The organism is Endozoicomonas gorgoniicola (genome assembly GCF_025562715.2).
GTDB classification, from domain to species: domain Bacteria; phylum Pseudomonadota; class Gammaproteobacteria; order Pseudomonadales; family Endozoicomonadaceae; genus Endozoicomonas_A; species Endozoicomonas_A gorgoniicola.
Map to the genome: position 1 here is coordinate 3,598,585 of NZ_JAPFCC010000001.1, position 24,628 is coordinate 3,623,212.

The window sequence follows — 24,628 nt, forward strand, 5'->3', positions numbered from 1 at the left end:
CCTCTGACAAATGAAGAGATGGACTTTCAGACCCGTTGACCGCAGTATTCCAGACATGTTTCCCGCCAGTGTCGATGATTATTTGCCGGAACGTCATCTCGCCCGTTTTGTTGTAGAGGTCGTCGAGCAGCTCGATCTTGATCCGTTCATCAAGTCCTACAGCGGTAGAGGTTCCAAAGCCTGGCATCCATCGCTCATGCTCTCGCTGTTATTTTATGGCTATGCGACAGGTGTCTTTTCCAGCCGAAAGCTGGAGAAGGCTACTCACGACTCTATTGCTTTCCGCTATATCTGTGCCAATGAACACCCAGATCATGACAGTATTAATGCTTTCCGGAAGCGGTTTCGCAAGGAAATCAGCAACCTGTTTACCCAGATTCTAATGATCGCTAAAGAAGCCCAGTGGTTAAAAATGGGAACCATCAGTCTGGATGGCACCAAAATGAAAGCGAATGCCAGCAAACACAAAGCCCTCAGCTACGAGTATGCCTGCAAGCTGGAAAAACAGCTCAAGTCTGAGGTGGATGAGCTCCTGAAAATGGCAGAGAAAGCCGATGCAGAAGAGCAGCCTGAAGAGCTTTCTATTCCAGAGGAGCTCAAGCGTAGGGAAGATCGCCTTGCTGTTATTGCCGAAGCAAAAGCAGAAATAGAGCGTCGCGCTGAGGAGCGATACCAATACGAGCTGGAAGAATATGAGGAAAAAGTGGCTCGCAGGGAAGCGATCAGGGAGTCTGGAAAAAAGCCGAGGGGTAGAGAACCCAAAGCCCCAGAGGCAGACCCAAGAGACAAAGACCAGGTCAATCTGACAGATCGTGATTCCCGCATCATGCCAACATCAGGCGGCAGTTATGAACAAGCTTATAATGCGCAGGCTGCAGTTGATGTTGAAAGCGGACTGATCGTAGAAAAACACATTACTCAGGCAACAAACGACAAACAGCAGGTAGAGCCAGCCCTTGAAGAACTGGCAACTCGTGAAGACGAACTTGGCAAGCCCGAAGCGATCCTGGCAGACACAGGCTACTTCAGTGAGAGTAATGTGTCAGCTGTGGATAACTATGGCGCAACTGCGTATATCGCAGAGAAGCGTGATGCCCACAATAAACCTTTGATGGAGCGCTTTAAACCTGATGATCCTATGCCGGAAGGCGACGATGTAACAGCATTAGACCTGATGCGTTGGCGGCTGCAGACAAAAGAAGGTCGGGCTGTTTATGCCTTGCGGAAAAGTACGATTGAACCAACCTTTGGAATACAGAAAGAAGTGATGGGGTATCGCCAATTTCTGGTTCGAGGCTTTGCAGAGGTGTCTGCTGAATGGGATCTGCTCTGCACAGGCTTCAATCTGAAGAAAATGTTTGCCATGGCGATGGCGGACATTGAAAATTGGTTATTTATGATTCAACTTCTGGCTGCATACAGAGCTTTTTGGGCGATGTTTTACTATTTACGGGTAAGAGTGGCGGTTGTGAGAACAGCTTGCACAGTAGCTTAAACAGGCAGCAGGGTTATGATGCCGCCTTCTTTTCTGGACTTGTTACAAGTCCGACAGGCTCCTAGCGGATGCATGAGAGGTTCCTATTGATAATCAATAAAAATGAAGCCAGCGGTGCATTCGTTGAGGTGTTATGAGTCACCTGTAATATACGGCGGCTGATGTATAAAATACTCTTTATACCCAGCAAATTCACCAACGGTTATTACCTCAAATTATAGCGGAAGACACTTACCAAACGCCAGCTTATATGAAACAATTTCAATGACTTACCAAAGCTAACCTCTTTCCTCAATAATCACCAGACTATGCCCTTCCACAAGGTGCCAACCTCGGGTTAACAACACTTCCTGAGTGAATGGTTCAGCCCCGGCGGTGTCCATAAGGGTGAACCAGTAATTCTGACTATGTCGGTTAGTAAAAATAAACCGACGATTAACTTTTTCGTTATTCATCAGAATGTACAACGCCCCTGCGTTCGGGTCTGATTCTGATGCCATTATTTTCAGGACAAGACAGCCGCCTTCAACCTGCCCAAGCTGATGTTCATCTAACTGCGCACCCCGTCGATCCATCCAGCAGATATTTTTTCTACCACCATCACCCTGCAGCAACGGGTGTTTTTTACGCAGCGCAATCAGACCGGCGGTAAAAGCCTGCAGGTCTTTTGCCATCCAGGCCGATTCATCCTCCTGCCAGGACCAGTCAAGCCATGACAGTTCCGAATCCTGACAGTAGGCATTGTTATTGCCATCCTGAGTGTTGCCAAACTCGTCCCCCGCCATAAGCATTGGCGTGCCTCTGGACAGCATCAAAGTAGCCAGCATATTACGCTTTGCCCGCTGTCGTCTGGCCAGAACCGGTGAATGTGTCGTATGCCCTTCCACACCATAGTTGCAGGAGTAATTGTGGGCATCGCCATCACGATTATGCTCACCATTGGCAAGATTATGTCGTTGTTCATACGACACCAGGTCATTCAGCGTGAACCCGTCGTGACTGCAAATGTAATTAATACTACCGATGGGTCGATGATGGCCAAAGATATCCACAGACCCCACCATCCGCCAGCCAATATCTGCAACACGCTGATCGTCGCCGCGCCAGAACGAGCGAATGCCATCACGGTAACGGTCATTCCACTCTTGCCATTCACGGGGGAAGCCTGCCAGGCGGTAACCTTCAGGGCCAATATCCCAGGGCTCTGCAATCATCTTGCACTGTGACAGCACCGGGTCCTGATAAATGGCCTGAAAGAAGGCGCTGTCACCGCGAAAGACCCGTCCCTGCCGGGCCATGGTCGGTGCCAGATCAAAACGGAAACCATCAATCTGGTATTCTTCGACCCAGCTACGCAGGGCATCCATGGTCAGCTTCAGAGTCTGCGGACAATTAAAGTTCATGGTATTGCCACAGCCGGTATAGTTGGCGCTGTCGATCTTTTTATGACCACGGCCGTCTATGGTCTCGTCAACGAGATAGTAATCCCGTTCACTCAACCCCCGCAGACTAAGGCTCGGGCCACCGTGACCACTCTCACAGGTATGGTTAAAGACCACATCCATAATCACTTCAATGCCGGCACGGTGCAGCTCCCTGACCATGGTTTTCATCTCGGTAACCGGGTCATCAACCGCCAGTGAAGGTTCCGGTGCCATTAGACAAAGCGGGTTATAACCCCAGTAATTGCTCAACCCCATGTTATCCAGACGCTCTTCACTGACCCGGGAAGTTACAGGCAACAACTCAACTGCCGTCACCCCCAGCTGTTGCAGATAAGCGACAGACGCTGGATGACTTAAACCCAGGTAAGTACCACGGAGATGTTCGGGAATGGCTTTATTCTGTATGGAAAAACCTTTGACGTGCAGCTCATAGATAATACTATCGGTGCGGCTGGTGCCCGGCTTGCTCACCTGCTGCCAGTCAAACTCACGCTCCCTGACCACACTTCTTGGCATAACACCGGCGCTGTCTATCTCACTGATTTTCCAGACACCGGTTGATTTGGAGATAGAATAATCAAACAGTGCCGGATGCCAGCTGACTTCTCCCCTGATTTCACGACTGTAAGGATCAAGCAGAAACTTACGATTGTTAAAGCGGGGGCTGAGATCCGGATGCCACTGCCCATCAGCCCGATAGCCATAGCGCTGACCAGCGCCGATACTGGCAACGAACAGATGCCATACTCCCATGGCTGAAGGCAGCATCGCTAAGCGAGTCTCCTGATTTTCCTGGTTGAAAAGGCAGAGCACGACCCCCTGAGCCTCAGGCGCATACACCGCAAAATTAACGCCGTCAGCCTGTTCTGCAGAAGCCGTTAAAAGACTCTGTTCACCCTGTTTCATCAAAGTTGCTCCCTGCAACTCCGGACGTCCGGGAGCCGTCTCATAACTCACAGCGGTGTTTTGACCCGCTGCGTTTGGAAGAAGTTTGTTTTTTTCAGTCATTGTAAAAGGTACAGAGCCAAAAAAGTGCACGGGCAGACAATTTACTATCTGCATATCAATAATCAGGCATTAAGAAAACTGTCCCCAGAGGTGGTAACGTTAACACCAAGGATTGTTCATAACCATGAGCTTCGACAAACTCTGTCGATAAACTACCGGCATTAATCACACCACTGCCACCATAACAGGAACCATCGGTATTAATCAGTTCATACCAGGGATCCACATTCGGTACACCAATCCGGTAGTGATGACGAACTTCGGGAGTAAAGTTACAGACCACCAGAATGGGGGGCTGACTCCCTCCCCGACGAAGAAAAGCATAGACACTCTGTTCAGTATCATCGCCAATAACCCAGCAGAATCCCCAGGCGTCATAGTCCGACTGATACAAGGCCGGGTACTTGCGATACAACCTGTTCAAATCCCTGACTAACTGCTGCAAGCCCCGACTGTAATTGCCCCGTTCACTCTTTTCAGCTAACAACGGCCAGTCCAGCTGACCATCATGGTTCCACTCCGTCAGGCTGCCGATTTCTGCGCCCATAAACAGCAGTTTCTTACCGGGATGGGCAAACATAAAACCGTAGTAAGCCCGCAAACTGGCAAAACGACGCCAGTCGTCTCCAGGCATTTTCCCCAGCAGGGTACCTTTACCATGCACCACTTCATCATGAGACAGTGGCAGAATAAAATGTTCAGAGTAGTGATATTCCATGCTGAACATCAGTTCCCCATGGTGATAACGCCGGTACTGAGGCTCATGCTTCATATACTCCAGCGAGTCGTGCATCCAGCCCATATTCCACTTGTAGCCAAACCCCAGACCATTTTCGTATGTCGGCATTGAAACACCCGGCCAGCTGGTAGACTCTTCGGCAATGGTGACAGCCTCAGGATAATGCCCATAAATGGTTTCATTCAGTCGTTTAAGAAAATCTACAGCCTCCAGGTGCTCATTGCCGCCATGGATGTTCGGCTCCCATTCACCTTCTGACCGGGAGTAATCGAGATAAAGCATAGAGGCCACGGCATCGACCCGCAGGCCATCAATATGAAAACAGTCCAGCCAGAACAGGGCATTACTGATCAGGAAATCACGCACCGCTGGTTTACCATAGTCGTATATATGCGTCTGCCAGTCGGGGTGCCAGCCTCGTCGTTGATCAGCGTATTCATACAAAGGCGTACCATCAAAACGCCCCAGACCGTGTGGGTCCGAGGGAAAGTGTGCAGGCACCCAGTCCAGAATCACGCCAAGTCCACTCTGGTGACAACGATCAATCAGAGCCTTAAAGTCATCCGGCGAACCAAACCGGCTGGTTGGCGCATACAAACCTACTGGCTGATACCCCCAGGAACCCGTGAAGGGATGCTCCATAGGCGGCAGTAGCTCTATATGTGTAAACCCTTGTTCAACCACATAAGGAATCAGTTCGTTAGCCAACTCCCGATAAGTCAGCCAGCGCCCTTCGCGCCCTTCACTACCAGAACCACCAGAAGAGCCATCATCAAACGCCTGCTCTCTGCGCCATGACCCCAGATGAACCTCATAAATACTCATGGGCTGATGCTGTTGCCCCTGATGCTGCCAGTCCTGATCCTGCCAGCGATAACGCTTCTGGTCGTACACAATGGAGGCATTGCCGGGTGACTGTTCCGCATAAAAACCATAAGGGTCTGACTTATGGGGCAGCAGCTCTCCATCGGCATTTCTTAATTCGAACTTATACAGATCACCGGCACTTACGTGCGGTATAAACAGTCGCCAGATCCCATCATCACACCCCTGCATAGGGTGCAGCCGGGCATCCCAGCCATTAAAACTGCCGACAACTGCCACACTGCGGGCATGGGGTGCGTAAATCCGGAACATAACACCCAGAACATCCGGTCCGGGCACTGCTGGAATATTCACCAGCCGCGCGCCCATATAGCGATAAGAGCGATAGGGCTCAACAAACACCGGATTGAATACGTGATCACCAAACTGCCATGGGTCAATAAAGGTAAACGACTGTTGTTCTTTACTTTGGATTTCCAGTCGATAACAACGCAGTGGACTGCTGGCATCCAGACCCAACTCAAACAGACCACTGGCTACCTGCCGCATTTCCCCAACCCGTTCTTCACTGACAAGGTTAATCAGATGAACCGTCAGGGCATCGGGTCTCCATACCCTGACCACTTTCCCTTTTCCGGGGGAATGGCTGCCGGGAGGCCCGGTAGTCACATCATGAATACCCAATAAATCAAATGGCCGGGAACAACATCCATCCTTGAGGTCCTCAAGCAGAGACTCGATAGAATTTGTCATGGCAGAAACAGAAGTGAAAGAGAGAAAGGAGCAAGGTTTGCAGGGTCGTCAGACCCTACAAACCTCAGAAGGGAAATTACGCCATATTCCAGATGGTTTTCGCGTAATCCGTAATGGAGCGGTCAGAAGAGAACTTACCCATGGAGGCAGAGTTGGTTATGGCAGTCTTCCACCACAGCTCGGGCTTCTTCCAGGTCTCAACAATCTTGTCATGAGCGTCGCTGTAAGCCTGGTAATCCACCAGTGTCAGAAAGTAATCCCCACCCAGCAGTGAATCCACCAGCGGGCGGAAGGCATCGGGTTCTTCAGGACACAGGTCGCCAGACGCCAGCCAGTCAATAACGGCTTTCAGTTCTGCATTGCTGTTGTAGACATCTTCGGGGTTGTAACCACGATGACGCAGCTCAGCCACTTCTTCTACAGTCAGACCAAAGATAAAGATATTGTCGTCGCCGACCTCTTCTGCAATCTCAACGTTAGCGCCATCCAGAGTACCCACGGTCAGGGCACCGTTCAGGGCAAACTTCATATTACCAGTACCAGACGCCTCGAAACCGGCAGTAGAAATCTGCTCAGACACGTCGGCCGCCGGGATAATTTTCTCAGCCAGGCTAACGCGATAGTTAGGCAGGAAAACCACCTTCAGCTTGTCTTTAATACGACGATCGTTGTTTACACGCTCAGCAACACGGTTAATGGCATGTATAATGGTTTTAGCCACTTTATAACCAGGCGCAGCCTTGGCACCAAAAATAAACACACGCTGTGGTACATCCAGGTCCGGATTTTCCAGCAGACGACGGTACAGAGCCATGATGTGCAGCAGATTCAGTTGCTGACGCTTGTACTCATGCAGACGTTTGATCTGAACATCAAAGATAGCATCCGGGCTGATTTCAACATTGCACAGCTCTTTCACCACTGCGGCAAAACGAACCTTGTTGTTGCGCTTGATGGCGGCAAACTTCTTCTGGAATGCCGGGTCATCGGCATAGGCATTGATAGCATCCAGTCTGGTCAGGTCTTTGCGCCAGTCGGCCTCACCGTCCTTGCCAATGGTTTCATCAATCAGACTGGCCAGTTCCGGGTTACAGTAATCCACCCAGCGACGAGGAGTCACCCCGTTGGTGACGTTCACCAGTTTGTCCGGCCACATTTCGTTGAATTCCGGGAACAGTGAGCTTTTCACCAGACTGGAGTGCAACGCCGCCACACCATTGACTTTATGGCTACCCACAACAGACAGGTACGCCATACGAACCATCTGCTGACCTCCGGGACGCTCAGGCTCCTCGATAATAGACAGACGACGTTTCATGTTGTTATCACCCGGCCACTGAGCTTCCACTTCTGTATGCAGGAAGTGGTAGTTGATCATGTGAATGATCTGCATGTGGCGGGGCAGTACTTTAGTAATCAGGTTCTGCGGCCATTTTTCCAGCGCTTCCGGCAACAGGGTATGGTTGGTGTAAGCGAACACCTCACGACAGATAGACAGCGCCTTAGTGAAAACGATGTCTTCCTCATCCATCAGGATGCGCATCAGCTCTGGCACAGCAATCGCCGGGTGAGTGTCGTTCAACTGAATGGCTACTTTTTCAGCAAAGCCATCCAGGTTGTCACCGTTTTCACGCTTATAACGGGCAATCAGGTCAGCAATGGAACAGGCGACAAAGAAATACTGTTGAATCAGACGCAGCTCTTTACCAGCTGGGTGGTTGTCGTTTGGATACAACACCTGACTAACGTTTTCAGCCTGAATCTCTCCAGACCGGGACTCGTGATAACGGCCTTCGTCGAAACTGGACAGGTCAAAACCTTCTGCCGCACGACTCTCCCACAGGCGCAGCGTGTTCACCGTATCGGTACCATAACCGGTTACTGGCACATCCCAGGGCATACCCAGAATTTCCTGAGTATCTTCCCAGGCTGCCTTGCCAGCCCGCTCTGTTACCCGACCATACAGTTTTATCCGTTGTTTGCGTTTAGGGCGCTCGATACCCCACGGGCAGGACTCTTCCCTCCAGGCATCCGGGCTTTCTGTCTGCTTGCCACCAGCAAAGCCCTGTTTGAACAGACCAAAACGGTAGTTAATGCCATAACCGAAGGCAGGCAAATCCAGAGTCGTCAGCGAATCCATAAAGCAGGCTGCCAGCCGACCCAGGCCACCATTACCCAGAGCCGGATCGGTTTCATGTTCCAGAACGTCGGTCAGGTTGACGCCGAGGTTTGCCATGGCTTCTTCAGCCTGATGGTAAATACCCAGATTATGCAGGTTGTTCCCCAGCAAACGGCCAACGAGGAACTCTAAAGACAGGTAGTAAACCCGACGTGCTTTTTCATCACGCTCTTTGTGTCGGGTTTTGCGAATTAAATCCAGACCCAGCTCGCGAACGACCAGGCTCAGTGCTTCCCAGTATTCAGCGGGACCTGCCTCTTCCTGGTCAACACCCAGTGATTGCTGCAAATGACGCTTGATATTTTCGGCCAACTGCTCGGAATCAAGTTTTTTAGCAGCATACTGCTCAGTCTTGTTTACGCTCATGGCATCCCACTCTCTGTTTCTCAAAAACGTGATCGCATGACCTGAGGTTCATTATAATTCTGATTTCGGATCATTACGCATTTGTTCTAAATTATTCTTTGTGGGAACCAGTATTTAAAGTTTTAATTGCTTGTAAACGATTTCAGCTTACAGAGCCTGCATCTTACTTAAACGTCAGTATACGTATATTTCAGTCAGACTGAAGAATTCTGAAAGCCTTTCAGGTGTTGCCTCAGAAGAAGTCCAATGTCTTCTGCTTTCGTGGTTTTTTCGAGTATCTCATATAACAGCTCCGCCAGCTTCCGGAATACAATTTCTCTCTGATATGACACTAATATTGCCCGAATCACCGCGCTGAGATTTTCCAAAACAATCGAAAACAACCGCTTTACCCCATTTAAAATTTATGTTTTTAGAGAATAACTAAAATTGAGCCATCAGGGTTTATCCAATAAACATGCCTGAATCAAAGTATCAGAAATACTAGCCTATAAAACCTGACCTGTTGCATTATTTTGCGAACGATGACTGAAGCCCGGGGGATAAAATAATTGCGTAAAAAAAAGCCGGCACTGAACAGCACCGGCAAATCATAAAATATCTAGCCACTCACACATAAAGTAAGTCGGGAATTCAATTCCACTGACTTGAAAGGGGTACCTGAAAAGGAGGCGTGCCTCCTTTTCAGATCAGCTCCTTACCACCAGGCTTCCATCTGGACGCCGAAGGTGAAGCCGTCTTTGCTGCTACCGAATTTCTCGTTGTAGGCATCAGCATCAAACTTATCATCTTTACGGAATCCGTTAAGCGCCTGCTTGTCGTTCCACTTGGCATAAGTACCGAACACGCGGATGGTTGGACGAGCCCAGATGCTGGAACCGGCAGACCACTGTTGAGCAATGGTGATTTTGCTCATGTTGTAGGTCTTGCCAGAATCAATACCTACAACCTTCTTGTCAAACTTCACACGATCATAGCCCAGCTCAACCGCTGTGCTCATGGTCTCGTTCCAGTGGTACTGAGGGCGGATACCAGCAGTGTACCAGGTGCGACCTTTATCCTCATCGTTTTTCAGTTTATTCATCATGACTACGTAGCTCATGCTGAAGTTAGTATCAGGCAGGTCGAAAGCACCGTGATCAAGAACTCGCAGCAGTTTTTGCTTGGTTATTTCAGATTTATTAACTGGCTGAGTTTTACCTACAGTACCCATTCCCCAAGTACTCATAGCGTCAGTGGCATACTGAACTACAAACTTATTGAAGCCACCAAAGAAGTTAGTTTGAGTATGTTCGGCTGTCAGCAGGTAGCCGTTCTTTTTCATCTCTACTTCTTTTCCAGTATCTTTATCTGTGAACTTATAGTTTTTGTTCTCAGAAGCAGTACCATAGGTCAGACCCAGTTGCAGAAAACCATCGGTGTTAACAGCGATATCATTCAGGCGAACATCGAACATGTTACCAACGAATTTACCATGACCTGCCTGGAAGTCTTTTTCATCGTTATTCTGAGTCCATGCCAGATTCAGCTTACCAAAACCGACATCAACATTTTCCAGACCTGCACCTGGTCCGGAGATGTCGTAGTAGTAGAAATCGATCATGTGAACATCCTGACGCTGGTAGAAGCGCTGACCCGCCCATAAGCTGGCACCTGGCATGGACTCAAACAGGTTGTCACCTTTTACATAGGCTTCACGCAATGCCATTTCATTGTCGGTATCGCCGTTCAACTTAGCCCAGTCTTTGTTCTGGAATGTCTTGTACGCAATACGGCTGTTGAATGAGAAAGACTTGTCACCATCTTCCCAGACCTTGCTGCCCAGACCCAGCTCCATATAGGTTTCTGCTTCGTTACCCATACGATACTTGGAGCCAGCGCCAGTGGCCTGGAATGCCCATTGGTCACCGCCTTTACCAGTCATGCCCAGACCGGAACGGGCATAACCAGAAAACTGAATATCAGCCGCCGCAGCACCCGCTGAAAAAACAACCGCTGCAACCGCAGCCGCCAGTGGTAAAGCTTTCATAGTTTTAGCCAAACCGAATACTCCCAAATGGTCCAGTGTTTATCCGGCAAGTCATGATCAACACACAGCAAAAAATCCCCCGATTGCTGTACTCTCATGAAGCGCCTTTTAAATAGATGTAATAAATGAATTACGTTTTTAGCGTGATCTGCATTCTGCCAGTGAAAAGAATTGGCGCAATATGTAAAGGTTTTGAGGAGACCGATCAAAAAACAAACAACAACATCAAAACCCACCATTAATTGACCAGCGTCAAGTAAACACAATTTACAGATACAATTTTTAACATTACTGTTACCATCCGACCCCCACTACATGCAGCAGTTAATTTATGGCACGTAAGAAATCTGAAGGTCATGCCACAATTCTTCAGGTCGCCGCCCAGGCCGAGCTTTCCATCGCTACCGTCAGCCGTGTACTGAACGGTGGAAAATATGTTTCAGAAACCACCCGCAAAAAGGTATTAGACGCTGCCAAAAAACTGGATTACCAGCCCAATTACATGGCTCGACAACTGCATGGTCAGGACGATTTCAGTATCGGCGTTATTCTGGGCCTGGACCTGGGAACCATTTCGCCCTTTGCCCTGAAAGTGTATGAAATCCTGAAAGTTCATCTCCAGCAAAAAGGTTACCGGGCCAAACGCGCTAAATTCAGCATTGACGGCCAGCTGGAAACCAAAGCCAAAGCATTTATAGCCATCGGCATACACGAAAGCGACCCACGGTTAAAATCCATTCATGCAGAGGGCCTGCCAGTCATCTATATTGGCGAGCCAAAAGAAGATGCCTTCTGGGTGTCTTCCAACGATGAACAGGGTGGTTTTATTGCCACCCGTCATCTGCTGGATAATGGTTGCCGCACCATCTATTTTGTTTGTCTCAACGGTGAACACCAGGTCTCCAGGTTAAGGCATGCCGGCTACCGCCGGGCGATGATTGAAGCCGGCCTGATTCCTTCAGAAATCATTGAGATTGGTAACAGCACCGGGTTGCCTGCACTGGACAGTTACCGCCGGGTCCGCCCCCTGATGGAATCCGGTTTACGACCGGACGGTTTTGTTGCCTTCTCGGATATTGTCGCTACCGGCATCTGCATGGCACTGAATGACCTTGACAAACAGGTACCTCAAGATGTGCATGTTGTGGGTTACGACGGCATCGACGATGATCGTTATCACGCCCTGACTTCAGTCAATCAGGACATTGAAGGCATCGCCGCTAAAGCCGCCAGTCTGGTGTTCGAAGCCATTCGCAATGAAGCCCCAAGAGGTGAATTTCTGGATGTCTTTCTGCGCCAGGGGCATACCACAGGTGAGCCCGTGCTGACCGCAAAAGCTGGCTGACGCTTAGTTCAATAAAATACCCCTCCCTCTGAACACCCCGCTCCGGCACTGCGAAGTACTATTTTCAGCCCTTCCCAGTGCCTGCCTTCTACAATGGTGACCCAACCATCAATCTTTTTATAACAACAGGTATTGAATATGGGATATCCGGCAGAAGGTTTGTTGAATCGGGTTATAAAGACCGTGCCTCAATGGAAGCGGATTAGAACGCTTTATGTCCGTATCGGAATCACGTTGGTTGTTAGTGTCGCAACAGTGGCTGCCTTTCCTTTGCCAGCCCTGGCAGTAAACTGTACTGAGTGCAATCAAGAAATGGATGCAAACCAACTATGCCATAACCCCTCCTGCTCCGGTTCAACAGTTCATTGCATCAGACCTGCGACAGACACTCCGGCTCATCTGGTGCCAGCGGCAACAGCTTTACAGTCAAACACGATAAATCTGGATTTATCCAATTCAGAGGTTACAGGCAGCGAACCAGACGCGGTTAGTCAAGACGACAATCAAGCACCTCGCTGGCTTTTAAATATAAGTCACGAGATAGCACGCAATGAAGACAACCATCCGAATATCGGCGCGTTAATATCGCGTGACCATTTAATCTCTGCTCAACTTTCCTTCAGCAGCATAGACGAAGCGACCGATACCCTTCAGAACCTTCTGTCAACCAGACACCAGCACTTTGTCATCAGCTACTATTTTTGGATAGGCGAAGAAGAGTTTGCGTTTCATATGGCCATTGCTGTTGATCAGGGACGACGTATTTTTGTCCTGTCGAATATGAATCCTGAAGGACCGAGTGTGCAACCTGCAGAGAACATCCCCCCGCTGGATTGGCGTTACGCTACACAAGCAACCAGTAACGATATAATCAGCGCTCTGGGTCTGAATAATGGAAGCTTCCTGCCTTCTGAAGAAATAATGATAGTAAACTATTTAACTACCGTGCCACGAAGCATGGTACAACAACCCAGAGAAAAACTGGACACCATTATTGAGGAGAGTAGAAGCAAGTAGACAGAATAGTTGCAGCTAAGCGCTAAAAAAAATGCATGTGACACTTTCGTCATCCCCGCGAAAGCGGGAATGACGGAAATACGGAAGTTATTTCAGAACTACTCCTGATTCCCCCCAAAAAAGTGTTTTTTGCAGCAAAAATACCTGTTCGTTTTTCCTTTCAGAAAAGCAGTGTTATTGAGCACCAGTTGGAAACGTTTACACATTGATTCACAAAGCCTTTCACCAGAGCATAAGCGGCGTTACAACAATACCCAGCCCATAGCAATCTGCCTTTGACTAAATAAACATGGTCGTTTAGCCATGGTCGTTTAGCTATGTCGGCTAGCTAAAAAGCAGACTGTCAGGAGTAAACATGTTAAAGAAATCCCTCGCCGCAGCTATTGCGCTAACGGTTGCAGCAAGCACTGCTCATGCGTTTTCAAAAGACGAACTGACCATCTGGGTCGGTGGCGACAAAGCTCACCAGGGCATCAGCAAGGTGGGTGAACGGTTTGAAGAAGAGATGGGCATCAAGGTTCGTGTAGAAATTCCGGAAAACATCACCGACCGCTTCCAGCAGGCAGCTGCCACCGGTCAGGGTCCGGACATTCTGTTGTGGGCCCATGACCGCTATGGTGAGTGGGCTCAGTCTGGTCTGCTGGCAGAAGTTAAGCCTTCCAAATCTTTCTACGACGGCATCGTCGACCTGGGCTGGCAGGCTACCACCATCAATGGCAAGATTTATGGCTACCCGGTGGCCATGGAAGCCATTGGCCTGATCTACAACAAAGACATCATCAAAGAAGCACCAAAAACTTACGAAGAGATGTTCGCCCTGCATGACGAACTGAAGAAGAAAGACAAGGAAATGGCCACCATCATGTGGGACCAGGTTCAGCCTTACTTCTCCATGCCGATGCTGGCGTCTAATGGTGGTTACGTCTTCAAGGAAACCCAGTCCGGCTACGACGTTAAAACCGTTGGCGTGAACAACAAAGGTGCCAAAAAAGGCGCGCAGATGTTCGCCAAAATGATTGAAAAAGACGTTCTGCCACGGGGTGTTGACTACGGTGTCATGGATTCCACCTTCAACAACGGCAAGGCAGCCATGATGGTTTCCGGCCCGTGGGCATGGTCAAACCTGGATAAGTCCGACATCAACTACGGCGTTGCGCCACTGCCAACCATTGACGGCAGCCCGGCTCGTGCGTTTGTAGGCGTCTGGGGTGCCACCATTAATAATGCGACACCTAACAAGGATCTGGCGCAGGAATTTCTGGAAAGCTACCTGCTGAGCAAAGACGGCCTGAAAACCATGAACAACGATGTGCCTCTGGGTGCGGTGGCCAACAAGGCGTTTATGGAAGAGCTGAAGTCTGACCCTCGCATTGCGGCTACCTACGAAGGTGCCATGAACGGCCTGCTGATGCCAAACGTACCGGAAATGGGCAAGTTCTGGAGCTCCATGGAAGCTGCCCTGAACAACATCGCCAATGGGCGTGAAGAAGTGAACGCCGCTCTCGATAACGCCGCTAAACGTATTGTCAACTGATTGTCTGAAACCTCTTCAGAAACCGGGACCTGCTCCCGGTTTCTGCCTGTCCTGATCCGGAGAAGAAACATGAAACAGCCACAGGGTGCCGGCGGAGTGCTGTCTGGCAATGGGCTAAAGTGGGCGCTTGTTGCTGGGATTGACATAGCGCTGCTGTATATCGTCACCATGATGTACGCACAGGGAGAGATCGCTTTTGCCCTTGTGATCCTGCTGCTGGGAAGTATCGGAACCTGGGTCTTCACCAGTGAAAAAGCTTATAACTTCCGCTACGTCTACCCCAGTCTGCTGGGGGTGATACTGTTTGTGGTATTCCCTCTGATTTATACCGTCAATATTGCCTTCACCAACTACAGCTCAACCAACCTGCTGCCATTTGATCGGGTTAAACAGATTCATCTGGATAAAACCTACAGCAGTGGCGAAGAAAAATTCGCCCTGAGCCTGTACCAGCACAACGACGCTTACCAGTTGCAACTGACCAGCAAACAGAACAGCGACGAGTCTTACACGACAGAAGCCTTTACGGTTGCTGAGCTGCCTGCTGCCATCAGTGCCAATATGTCTACTGTCGCTGAAGGCGACAAGCTGTCTATGCGTGACGTGATCAAGCTGCGTGGCGACCTGGGTCAACTGAAAGTCATCTTGCCAAACCAATCCGAACTGGTGATGACCAGCCTGCGCGAATTTGGCTCAATGGCGCCTTTATTTAAAGAAGGTAACCACCAGAATCTGATCAACAACCAGACCGGCGACGTTTACCAACCAGACCATACAACCGGCTTCTATATGAGTCAGGATGGTGAGCGTATGGCGCCCGGCTTCACGGTTTATGTTGGCTGGGACAACTTTGTCAGAGTCCTCACCGATCCCGGCATTCAGGGCCCGTTCTGGAAAATCCTGGGCTGGACGGTTACCCATGCTGGCCTGACCGTGCTGTTTACCCTGGTTATTGGTTTGCTGCTGGCCTGTCTGGTGCAGTGGGAACCTCTGAAAGAAAGCGGCATCTATCGGGTAATGCTGATTCTTCCCTACGCAGTTCCTGCCTTTATATCCATCCTGATTTTCCGGGGTCTGTTCAACCAGAACTTTGGTGAAATCAATATGGTGCTCAACAGTCTGTTTGGCATAAGCCCCGAATGGTTCACCAATGAATACCTGGCCAAAGCCATGATCCTGATTGTGAACTGCTGGCTGGGTTACCCCTATATGATGATCCTCACCATGGGGCTGCTGAAAGCCATTCCGGAAGACCTGTACGAAGCATCTGCCATCGACGGTGCCAACCCGCTGCACAACCTGCGTCATATCACCGTACCGATGATTATTAAACCGTTGGTTCCGCTGTTGATTGCCAGCTTTGCCTTCAACTTTAACAACTTTGTACTGATCAACCTGCTGACCGGCGGTGGCCCGAACCTGATTGACGCCTCCACCCCGGCAGGAGCCACGGACATTCTGGTGAGTTACACCTTCCGTATCGCCTTTGGCAGCTATGGGCAGGACTACGGTCTGGCGTCCGCCATTGCCGGTCTGATCTTTGTCATCGTTGGCGTTATCGCCTGGGCCAACCTGAAAGCCACCAGCAAACTGCAGGAGCAATAAACATGGCAATGGTGCAACCAAGAAACCTGAAATACCGTGTTTGGGCAGCCCGACTGTTTCTGATCGTGTTCCTGTGCCTGATCATGTTTCCGTTCCTGATGATCATTTCCGTATCATTCCGGTCCGGTAACTTTGCCACAGGCAGCCTGATTCCCAGTAATCCGAGTCTGGAGCACTGGGCCATGGCCCTGGGTATTCCCTGGGAAGCAGCTGACGGCACCATTATGGAGCCGACCTTCCCGGTACTCACCTGGCTGTGGAACTCCGTGAAGATCAGCGTTGTGACATCCGCGTTTATTCTGCTGCTGTCCACTACCGGCGCCTATGCATTTGCCCGCCTGCGCTTCCGCTTCAAACAGGGGCTGCTGCAAATGATGATGATCATGCAGATGTTCCCGGCGGTACTTGCACTGGTGGCCTTCCACGCAATCTTCGACAAACTGGGCAACTTTATCCCATGGCTGGGGCTGAATACCCATGGCGCGCTGACCATCGCTTACCTGGGCGGTGTGACCATGAACATCTGGCTGATCAAAGGTTACTTTGAAAGCATTGATAATGCCCTGGAAGAGTCTGCCGCCATTGACGGTGCAACTCCCTGGCAGGCCTTCCGCCATATTCTGCTGCCCCTGTCGGTACCGATTCTGGCGGTGGTGTTTATCCTGGCGTTTATTGCCACGATTGGTGAATACCCGGTGGCTTCCGTTCTGGTGCAGGACATGGACAAACTGACGCTGGCCGTGGGTGCCAACCAGTTCCTGAACCCGCAGAACTATCTCTGGGGTGACTTTGCCGCTTCTGCGGTACTGACCGGCCTGCCGATCACGATTATCTTCCTGACGGCACAGCGCTATCTGGTCAGCGGACTCACCGCAGGCGGCGTTAAAGGTTAAACGACACTTTACAGCGAAAAATCAGAGTATGCTGGCTGGGTAAAAACAACACTCAGCCAGCCAAAACGACAAGATTACGGAATTCAATATAATGGCTGACTTGAAACTGGCAGGACTGGATAAAAGTTACGACGGCGGCAACTCTTACGTTCTGAAAAACATTAACCTGGATATTAACGACGGTGAGTTCGTTGCCTTTGTTGGCCCGTCCGGCTGCGGAAAATCAACCCTGCTGCGTATGATTTGTGGCCTGGAAGATATCACCGACGGCCAGCTGGAAATTGACCATGAACGTGTGAACGAAATGCCACCCAACGAGCGTCGTGTAGGCATGGTGTTCCAGTCTTATGCCCTGTATCCCCACATGACCGTGGCTGAAAACATGGCATTCGGCCTGAAACTGGCGAAAGTCAAAAAGTCCGTTATCGACGAACGGGTTAAAGAAGCCGCCCGCATTCTGCAACTGGAACCTCTGCTGGATCGTAAGCCCAAAGCCATGTCCGGTGGTCAGCGTCAGCGGGTAGCCATTGGTCGCTCGATTGTTCAGGAGCCAAGGGTTTTCCTGTTCGATGAACCACTGTCCAACCTGGACGTTGCCCTGCGGGTACAGATGCGTCAGGAACTGTCCCGCATCCACAGTCGTCTGAAAACCACTGCCGTTTATGTAACCCATGACCAGGTGGAAGCCATGACCCTGGCTGACAAGATTGTGGTACTGAGCCCGCTGGCACAGGGCGCAGAAAGCAACCTGGAGCAGGTAGGCGCACCACTGGAACTGTTCCATCACCCGCGCAACAAGTTTGTTGCAGGCTTTATTGGCTCGCCAAAGATGAACTTCTTCCGGGGTGAAATTGTGGAAGCCGGTGCAGAGAAGACCATTGTCCGCCTGGAAACCGGCGAACAGATTGTTGCCTGCAATGATAGCTCTTCAGCAAAGGCCGGTGACAAAGTCACACTGGGGATTCGCCCTCAGGATGCCCTGGCTGAAGCAGAAGGTGACAATATCATCACCGGCACCATCAAGGCGCTTGAGCGCCTGGGTACAGAATCCTTTGTGTATCTGAATCATCCGGCGATTGAGGAAGACTTTATTTTAAGAACCGAAGACTCCCGTCGTCGGGAAGAAGGCTCAGAATTCAAAGTCGGCGTGCCTGAAGAAAGCTGCCATCTGTTTAATGAAAAGGGTTTGGCATTCCCACGCACCAAAGCGCCACATTACGACTAATTACGTTTAAATTGTTACGTAGGTTGGGAAGAGCGTAACTCCCAACCTACAGGCTACAACTACCTGAAATTAAGTTATCATGTCAGATCACCAGTTGATTAATCAGCTCGCCGGGCTGTGCGGCATTTCCAGCGAATACCTGGATGCCGATGGATTACCGGTTACGATTACCCCTGAAAATAAAATCCCGCCTTTACAGGCTATGGGCTTTGATTCAGGCAGTAAGCAGTCCATTAAAAAAGCGATTGAAAAGAAACTCAAAGAGAAGTGGCAGCAAACGATTCCTGCTGTTGCCGTGTTGCATCAGGACAAGCCTTTTGCCATTGATATTCGCCTGTCTGAAAAAAAACTGCCTGAACAGTTTAAAATTACCGTTACCCTGGAATACGGCGAAGTTCGTATTTTCCGGCGTGAACTGAACGACCTCACGATTATTGAAAAAGGCAAAATCGGCAAAGACCCTAAGGTCTGCCTGTCACTGCCTCTGCCTGCTGACCTGCCTCTGGGTTATCACCAGCTGGAAGTTGCAGGTATCGCTTCAACCTGTTCTTTAATTGTGGCACCGGAAACCTGCTATGAATCGGAAGCCCTGATAAAGGGTGGAAAAATCTGGGGTTCTGGTATCCAGTTGTACTCTGTTCGCTCCAAAAACAACTGGGGCATGGGCGATTACCGGGACCTGAACGACATGGTCAGCCAGCTGGCCGATAACGGTGCTGACTTTGTAGGTCTGAACCCGGTGCATGCTCTGTACGCCGACAACCCACTGCACTGCTCACCTTATAGCCCATCCAGCCGTACTTACAGCAATGTGCTTTACATCAACCCTGAACAGGTGCCTGAGTTTAGCGAGTGTGAAGTGGCACGACAGCGTTTTTCTGAAAAAGATTTTCAGAGTCGTCTGTCCGAAGCACAACAGCAGGATTACGTTGATTACGAAACCGTTGCTTCCCTGAAGTTTGAAATACTGGAAAAGCTATACGACTTCTTCTGCAAGGTACATCTGAAAAACAATACAGATCGTGCTGCTGCATTCATCGATTACTGTAACGAGAACGGTGAAAGCCTGCGTCAGTTTGCGACATTTGACGCATTGTTTGAACACTTCCGCAAACAGGACCCGATGAACTGGGGCTGGCCTTGCTGGCCTCAGGCTTACCAGACGCCAGACACGAAAGAAGTGAAAGCGTTTGTGAAAAAGAATGAAAAGCGAATTCGTTACTTTGAATTCCTGCAATGGCTGGCCAGTGAACAGTTTGCTGTCGCCCAGAAAACCGCTACGGACAAAGGCATGATGGTAGGCGTCTACCGCGACCTGGCCGTCGGTGTTGATCGTGGTGGCGCGGATACCTGGAGCAATCCGAGCCTGTACTGTCTGGATGCCAGCACCGGTGCGCCACCCGATGCCCTTGGACCACAGGGTCAGAACTGGGGGCTACCGCCGTTTAACCCGATGGTTCTGCAAGAGCAGAAGTACGAGCCATTTATCCGCATGATCCGCAATAACATGCGCGACTGTGGCGCACTGCGCATTGACCATGCCATGGGGCTGTTCCGTCTATGGTGGTGCCCGAACGGCAAGAGCGCCGCTTATGGTGCTTATGTTCACTATCCTCTGCAGGACCTGCTGGGCATTATAAAACTGGAAAGCCGTCGTCTGAATTGTCTGGTCTTTGGTGAGGACCTGGGTACTGTTCCAAAGGAAATTGAAGAAGCCCTGCCACCGGCACGCCTGTATTCCAGTCTGAACGGTATTCACCTGCAGGAGGGTGATCGCTATCCAATGCCCGACACGTACAAACCCCGGGCCATGGCAAACCTGACCTGCCACGATACACCGCCATTGAAAGGGTGGTGGGAAGAGAAGGATCTTGACGTTGCGAACAGTCTGGGCATCTTTGATGATGAGCGTACCCACAAAGAACGCATCGACCGGGAATACACCCGTAAAGCCGTTGTGAACACGCTGGCAATGATCGGTGAGCTGCCTTATGGCATTAACCCTCATGCACAGAACAGTCCGGCTTTCAGTCGTGAGTTGATGGAGCGCTTTACCTACTATCTGGCACTGGCCAGCTCACAGATCACCAATGTGCAACTGGAAGACTGCATGATGATCAACACGTCCGTTAATGTCCCCGGCACCAGCACGGAGTACCCGAACTGGCGTCGTCGTTTAACGGAGAACCTTGACGAGTTTTTTGCTAACGAAGACAACCGTCGTTTCTTCCATAACATTTCCCAGTGTCGTAAGGCGTAACACTGAACAGCAGCCCGAATACCCATATTCGGGCTGCCATACCCAAACGTTAACCTGAAGAAGTCCCTTAGAACTTCCAGGAAACGGTGGCCTTAACATTGCGTCCCATTCCAGGAACCCGTGCTGCCAGATAAGGCTCGTAGCTTTTGTTAAACAGGTTATCCACCGATACCACAGCTTTCAGCCCGTTCAGATGGTTCGCCTTCGGCTCCCACTCCATAAACAGGCCGTGAACGGCATAGCCCTTGCTGCGACCATAAAGAGCATACAAATGATAATCCGGGTCCAACTCAATCACCGTATCACCGGAGTTTTTCACAAACTTGCCTCGCCAGCCCAGACGCACATCCTGTTCAAGCCATTTATATCCCAGAACCATATTGGCTTCCTGTGGCGGCACTTCGTTGACGGGAGCATCAACACCATTGGGATCCCGGGGCGTCCCTTTATACTCGCTGTCCATAATGGAGAAATTCAGAGAGGCGAATACTCTGGGCGCATCATAAAACAGTTCCGCTTCAATACCCTGAACGTAATAACCTTTATGATTCAGATAGTAGTCCTGCTTCGGCAGTTTAGATCCAGTGGAATCCCTCTTAGTGTATTCACCCAGACGGCTGTGGATATTATCCTTCACCTCCTGGTGAAAGAGTGTTGTTCTTACCAGCAGATTGTCGTCTGATGTAACAACCCCGTCAAAGGACTTCAGAAAGCCGACACGGATTGCGTTGATGGTTTCAGGTTTCAGGCTCCGACTCACCGCCGATACACCAGCACGCTGACTCTGAACATGATACAGCTCATCAACAACCGGTGCCCGGAACGAGTGACTGATATCACCAAACAGTGCCGTATTCTGGTTCAGACGATAATAGAGCCCAAGCCTTGGGGAGAAACCGGCATAACTCTTTTTGCTGTAGTCATGACCTGCTTCCGGGTTATTAAACTGTGGAGCCAGATTCGGAACCCCTTTATTGGTTATATGGTCATAACGCAGGGAGGGAGTAATAGTAAGACGATCAATAACAATTTCGTCCTGAATAAATGCTGACCAGAAAGTCTGGGTACCTCCCGGCATATAATAGGGCTGATAATAACCGTTATTGTATTCTCCTCTGCCTTCCTTGCTCAGATTAACCATCATGACATCCCGCTCCTCTTTATGAAACTGAACACCATAGGTCAGAGTGTTCGGCACTCTCATAACGTTGAAAGTCTGAACATTCTTTAACTCCGCAAACCAGGTTTTATAATCCGTCCAGTTTTTGTTACCCATGTTGGCCCCTTTAAACTTCGTAGCATTCTCAGGGCGCTTGTCATACTGATCGGTATTGGCCATAGAAAGGGTGAACGAGGTATCAAACCAGTCACCGGAGATGTAGTGGTGTTTAAACACAACCGTTTCATCATCCGTTTCACGCCAGACAGTTTTGCTCCTGAGATCCCCTCTGAGCTCAAACAGACCTCTTTTTGCAGCAAAGGGCACAGTGCCACCGTCTTTATTAAGGATATAAGTCAGGTTAATATCATGACCATTCTGAAAATCGTACCCCAATTTAATCAATCCAGACTTTGAATTCATGCCTGAATAATTAAAGGTATTGCCCTCACCGTCTTCCATATTACCGGCACGGCGTTTATTGATATTAACCACCACATCAAAAGGGTTGTCCTTGCCCCCGGCATACACACTGCCAGAGTAAAGTTCCATATTATTATTTGTACCAAAGCCATATTTAACCATCGCGCCCACGGTTTGATTCGGCTTCAGCAGATCATCTGCGTCTTTGGTTTCCAGATTGATTACGCCACCAAAAGCACCATTACCATATAGAGCAGAGTGAGGTCCTTTATTTACCTCAACGGCCTTTAACAGCTCAGGCTCAATAAAGAGGGAGCCCTGCCGATATTTTTGAAACATTTTAGGCGCACCATCAAGCCTGACCTGGACATCCTCCACATCGGCACCAAACCCCCATATGCTGATGGTATGCCCGCCTACCCTGGGGCTTCCACTTAAACTGGTGCCTGGCAGATCATCCAGCAGTTCCTGCACTGTAGTGGCCTGCCTCCGATCAATCTGTTCGCTTGTCAGAGTTGACTTTCCCACATTGGAAGCGTCAACCTTACTGGCAATTACCGACACCTGGGGAAGTACAATAACCTGATCATTGTCTAATGAATTGCTTTCACTGATATCAGCAATAACAGGACCTGTTATCATTACGGAAAGAAGAAGAGACCAATTTTTTCTCAACACAAAAACAATACTCCACTGACCTGGTAAAATAATGATTAGGAATAGTTCTGAAATAACTTCCTGGTTTGCACTTCACATCTTCGTAGTAATGACAAGTTCAGATACTTTGAAACAGGAACTTATTTCCAGATGAATAAAAGAGACCATCGCGGTGACAATTTTTTTAAAAAATAATCATCAATACGTTGTCTGAAAAAATTTGTTAAACCGTTATTGTTTGGAGTTGAGTAACACAGCCCCTGTGTCTTCTGAAAAACCTGCTGCACAGTTATGTACTCGCAACAGGGTAACTAACAGCTCCCAACTGAATTCGGTTTCTTGCAGCAATGACAGACTCAGCGCTCTCCTACCAACCACCTCGGTATATTTCTTTGAATTTCAAACGGTTAATTCTTAAAAGGTGCTTTATTTTATAAGTATTATGATAACAAATCAACGCTAATGATAATAATTATCATTAACTTTCTATATCAAATTTAGCTACTACGTTTAAGGCAGACCATTTTTCAGCAGCAACCCGCTTCCTGTGCAAAAAGCTGGACGAAAGTACCAGTCAATATGAGACTTTCATCCAAACGTTATAAATACTTTTCAATTCTCCCATCGCCTTGCATTTATCATCTACACTGACAGCCTCAACAGAGCCTATACTCGTTTTCGAGGGAATAATGACTCACCCGAAAGGTCTTTGCATTCATGTACTGGCAGTACTTCTCCTGTTCATGCCTGTACATGCTTCCGGACTTCTTTTTGTATTCAAATATGAAATTAAGCCAAATAATGCCAAACCATTTACTGCACGGGTTGAGATCACTTGTCCAGACCCGGCTGATCAACCACAAGTGCTGCCAGTTTCTTCTGCCTCAACACCAACAGGCACTATCCAGATCACTACCATCCTGACCACTGAATCAGAACAAAGTGACACGGCAAGCAGTTCTGCTGGTAATGGAATCCGAAGGATTCACTATTCCCTGCAACCTCTGCCCCCGGAGCAAATAGAGGATTCGGAGACAACCTACGCCTTACTTAATGATAACGATGAGCTAATTCAACAAGTCACTCTGGACCCTTTCACCCTTCAGCTATTAGAAGGCATTGAAACCTTACTGACACCAGCGGAGTTTCAACAGGCTATTCGTGCTGGAAGCCAACCGTTTTTTTTAGCTTTACTGCCAGCATTAATTGATAGCAGTTCCCAAATTGACTACCCAGTCTACCAATCACCCGACGAGCCTCCCGGCTCCGGCAATCAAGCATCTCCAATGGGGCTGGCACTTCAGACATTTCCTGACACACAAGAAACAGCAATCATTCACTATGAGAATTTTCTTGCCAACCACCGGCTAGCCTCAAAAGTAGAACATATGGAAACCAGTACCAATCAATCTCTGTTTACCATTACCCTGATGGAATGCGGTGAAATCACAAGCGAAGCGTCAGACACAGAAGCATCAGAAAGGACACCGGCAGGCGGTCGATATGCCAGCAGTGACAGCCAGAATCCATTGACTGCTTCTCACTCGGATGTTGCTTTTTCTGGTCTTCTTACCACTTTGAGGCTTATTCTGACTACAACCCAACTGAGACTGTCAACAACAAAACCTCCTGGAAATTTTTTCCGTGGTCGTTCATCCAGTATTTAGGCGA

13 protein-coding genes and 1 pseudogene are annotated in these 24,628 nt (G+C 49.3%); 9 read left to right on the top strand and 5 right to left on the bottom strand.

Going from position 1 to position 24,628, the window contains the following annotated elements:
• Positions 1-10 precede the first annotated feature (10 nt).
• Positions 11-1,357, top strand: a pseudogene (locus tag NX722_RS16510) (IS1182 family transposase); the annotation flags it as partial.
• 416 nt (positions 1,358-1,773) lie between these two features.
• Here the strand turns inward: NX722_RS16510 and glgX are convergent.
• The 4 genes from glgX to lamB all read right to left on the bottom strand — a co-directional run bounded on the left by glgX (position 1,774) and on the right by lamB (position 10,839).
• Positions 1,774-3,948, bottom strand: coding sequence for a glycogen debranching protein GlgX (gene glgX, locus NX722_RS16515; RefSeq protein WP_262563928.1), 2,175 nt, complete (start codon positions 3,946-3,948; stop codon positions 1,774-1,776).
• A gap of 55 nt (positions 3,949-4,003) precedes the next feature.
• The gene (glgB, locus tag NX722_RS16520) at positions 4,004-6,265 is read right to left on the bottom strand and encodes a 1,4-alpha-glucan branching protein GlgB (protein WP_262563929.1); all 2,262 of its coding nucleotides are present in this window, start codon (positions 6,263-6,265) and stop codon (positions 4,004-4,006) included.
• 76 nt (positions 6,266-6,341) lie between these two features.
• Positions 6,342-8,810, bottom strand: coding sequence for a glycogen/starch/alpha-glucan phosphorylase (locus NX722_RS16525; protein WP_262563930.1), 2,469 nt, complete (start codon positions 8,808-8,810; stop codon positions 6,342-6,344).
• A gap of 697 nt (positions 8,811-9,507) precedes the next feature.
• Positions 9,508-10,839, bottom strand: coding sequence for a maltoporin (lamB, locus tag NX722_RS16530; RefSeq protein ID WP_265442362.1), 1,332 nt, complete (start codon positions 10,837-10,839; stop codon positions 9,508-9,510).
• 331 nt (positions 10,840-11,170) lie between these two features.
• Between lamB and NX722_RS16535 the strand changes: the two genes are divergently transcribed.
• The 7 genes from NX722_RS16535 to malQ all read left to right on the top strand — a co-directional run bounded on the left by NX722_RS16535 (position 11,171) and on the right by malQ (position 20,718).
• Positions 11,171-12,184: a LacI family DNA-binding transcriptional regulator gene (locus NX722_RS16535; RefSeq protein WP_262563933.1), complete on the top strand. Its 1,014-nt coding sequence runs from the start codon at positions 11,171-11,173 to the stop codon at positions 12,182-12,184.
• 138 nt (positions 12,185-12,322) lie between these two features.
• A complete protein-coding gene (locus tag NX722_RS16540; protein WP_262563934.1) occupies positions 12,323-13,201 on the top strand; it encodes a hypothetical protein in 879 nt (292 codons plus the stop codon).
• A gap of 355 nt (positions 13,202-13,556) precedes the next feature.
• Positions 13,557-14,735: a maltose/maltodextrin ABC transporter substrate-binding protein MalE gene (malE, locus tag NX722_RS16545; protein ID WP_262563935.1), complete on the top strand. Its 1,179-nt coding sequence runs from the start codon at positions 13,557-13,559 to the stop codon at positions 14,733-14,735.
• 69 nt (positions 14,736-14,804) lie between these two features.
• The gene (malF, locus tag NX722_RS16550) at positions 14,805-16,340 is read left to right on the top strand and encodes a maltose ABC transporter permease MalF (RefSeq protein ID WP_262563936.1); all 1,536 of its coding nucleotides are present in this window, start codon (positions 14,805-14,807) and stop codon (positions 16,338-16,340) included.
• Between the two features lie 2 nt (positions 16,341-16,342).
• Positions 16,343-17,233 carry a maltose ABC transporter permease MalG gene (gene malG, locus NX722_RS16555; RefSeq protein WP_262563938.1) on the top strand — a complete coding sequence of 297 codons (891 nt, stop codon included), beginning with the start codon at positions 16,343-16,345 and terminating at the stop codon, positions 17,231-17,233.
• 91 nt (positions 17,234-17,324) lie between these two features.
• A complete protein-coding gene (locus NX722_RS16560; protein WP_262563939.1) occupies positions 17,325-18,458 on the top strand; it encodes an ABC transporter ATP-binding protein in 1,134 nt (377 codons plus the stop codon).
• A gap of 79 nt (positions 18,459-18,537) precedes the next feature.
• Positions 18,538-20,718 carry a 4-alpha-glucanotransferase gene (gene malQ, locus NX722_RS16565; RefSeq protein WP_262563940.1) on the top strand — a complete coding sequence of 727 codons (2,181 nt, stop codon included), beginning with the start codon at positions 18,538-18,540 and terminating at the stop codon, positions 20,716-20,718.
• A gap of 67 nt (positions 20,719-20,785) precedes the next feature.
• Here the strand turns inward: malQ and NX722_RS16570 are convergent, their stop codons facing one another.
• A complete protein-coding gene (locus NX722_RS16570; RefSeq protein WP_262563942.1) occupies positions 20,786-22,942 on the bottom strand; it encodes a TonB-dependent hemoglobin/transferrin/lactoferrin family receptor in 2,157 nt (718 codons plus the stop codon).
• Between the two features lie 704 nt (positions 22,943-23,646).
• Between NX722_RS16570 and NX722_RS16575 the strand changes: the two genes are divergently transcribed.
• Entirely contained in the window at positions 23,647-24,624 is a 978-nt protein-coding gene (locus tag NX722_RS16575; protein ID WP_262563943.1) for a hypothetical protein, read from the top strand.
• Positions 24,625-24,628 lie beyond the last annotated feature (4 nt).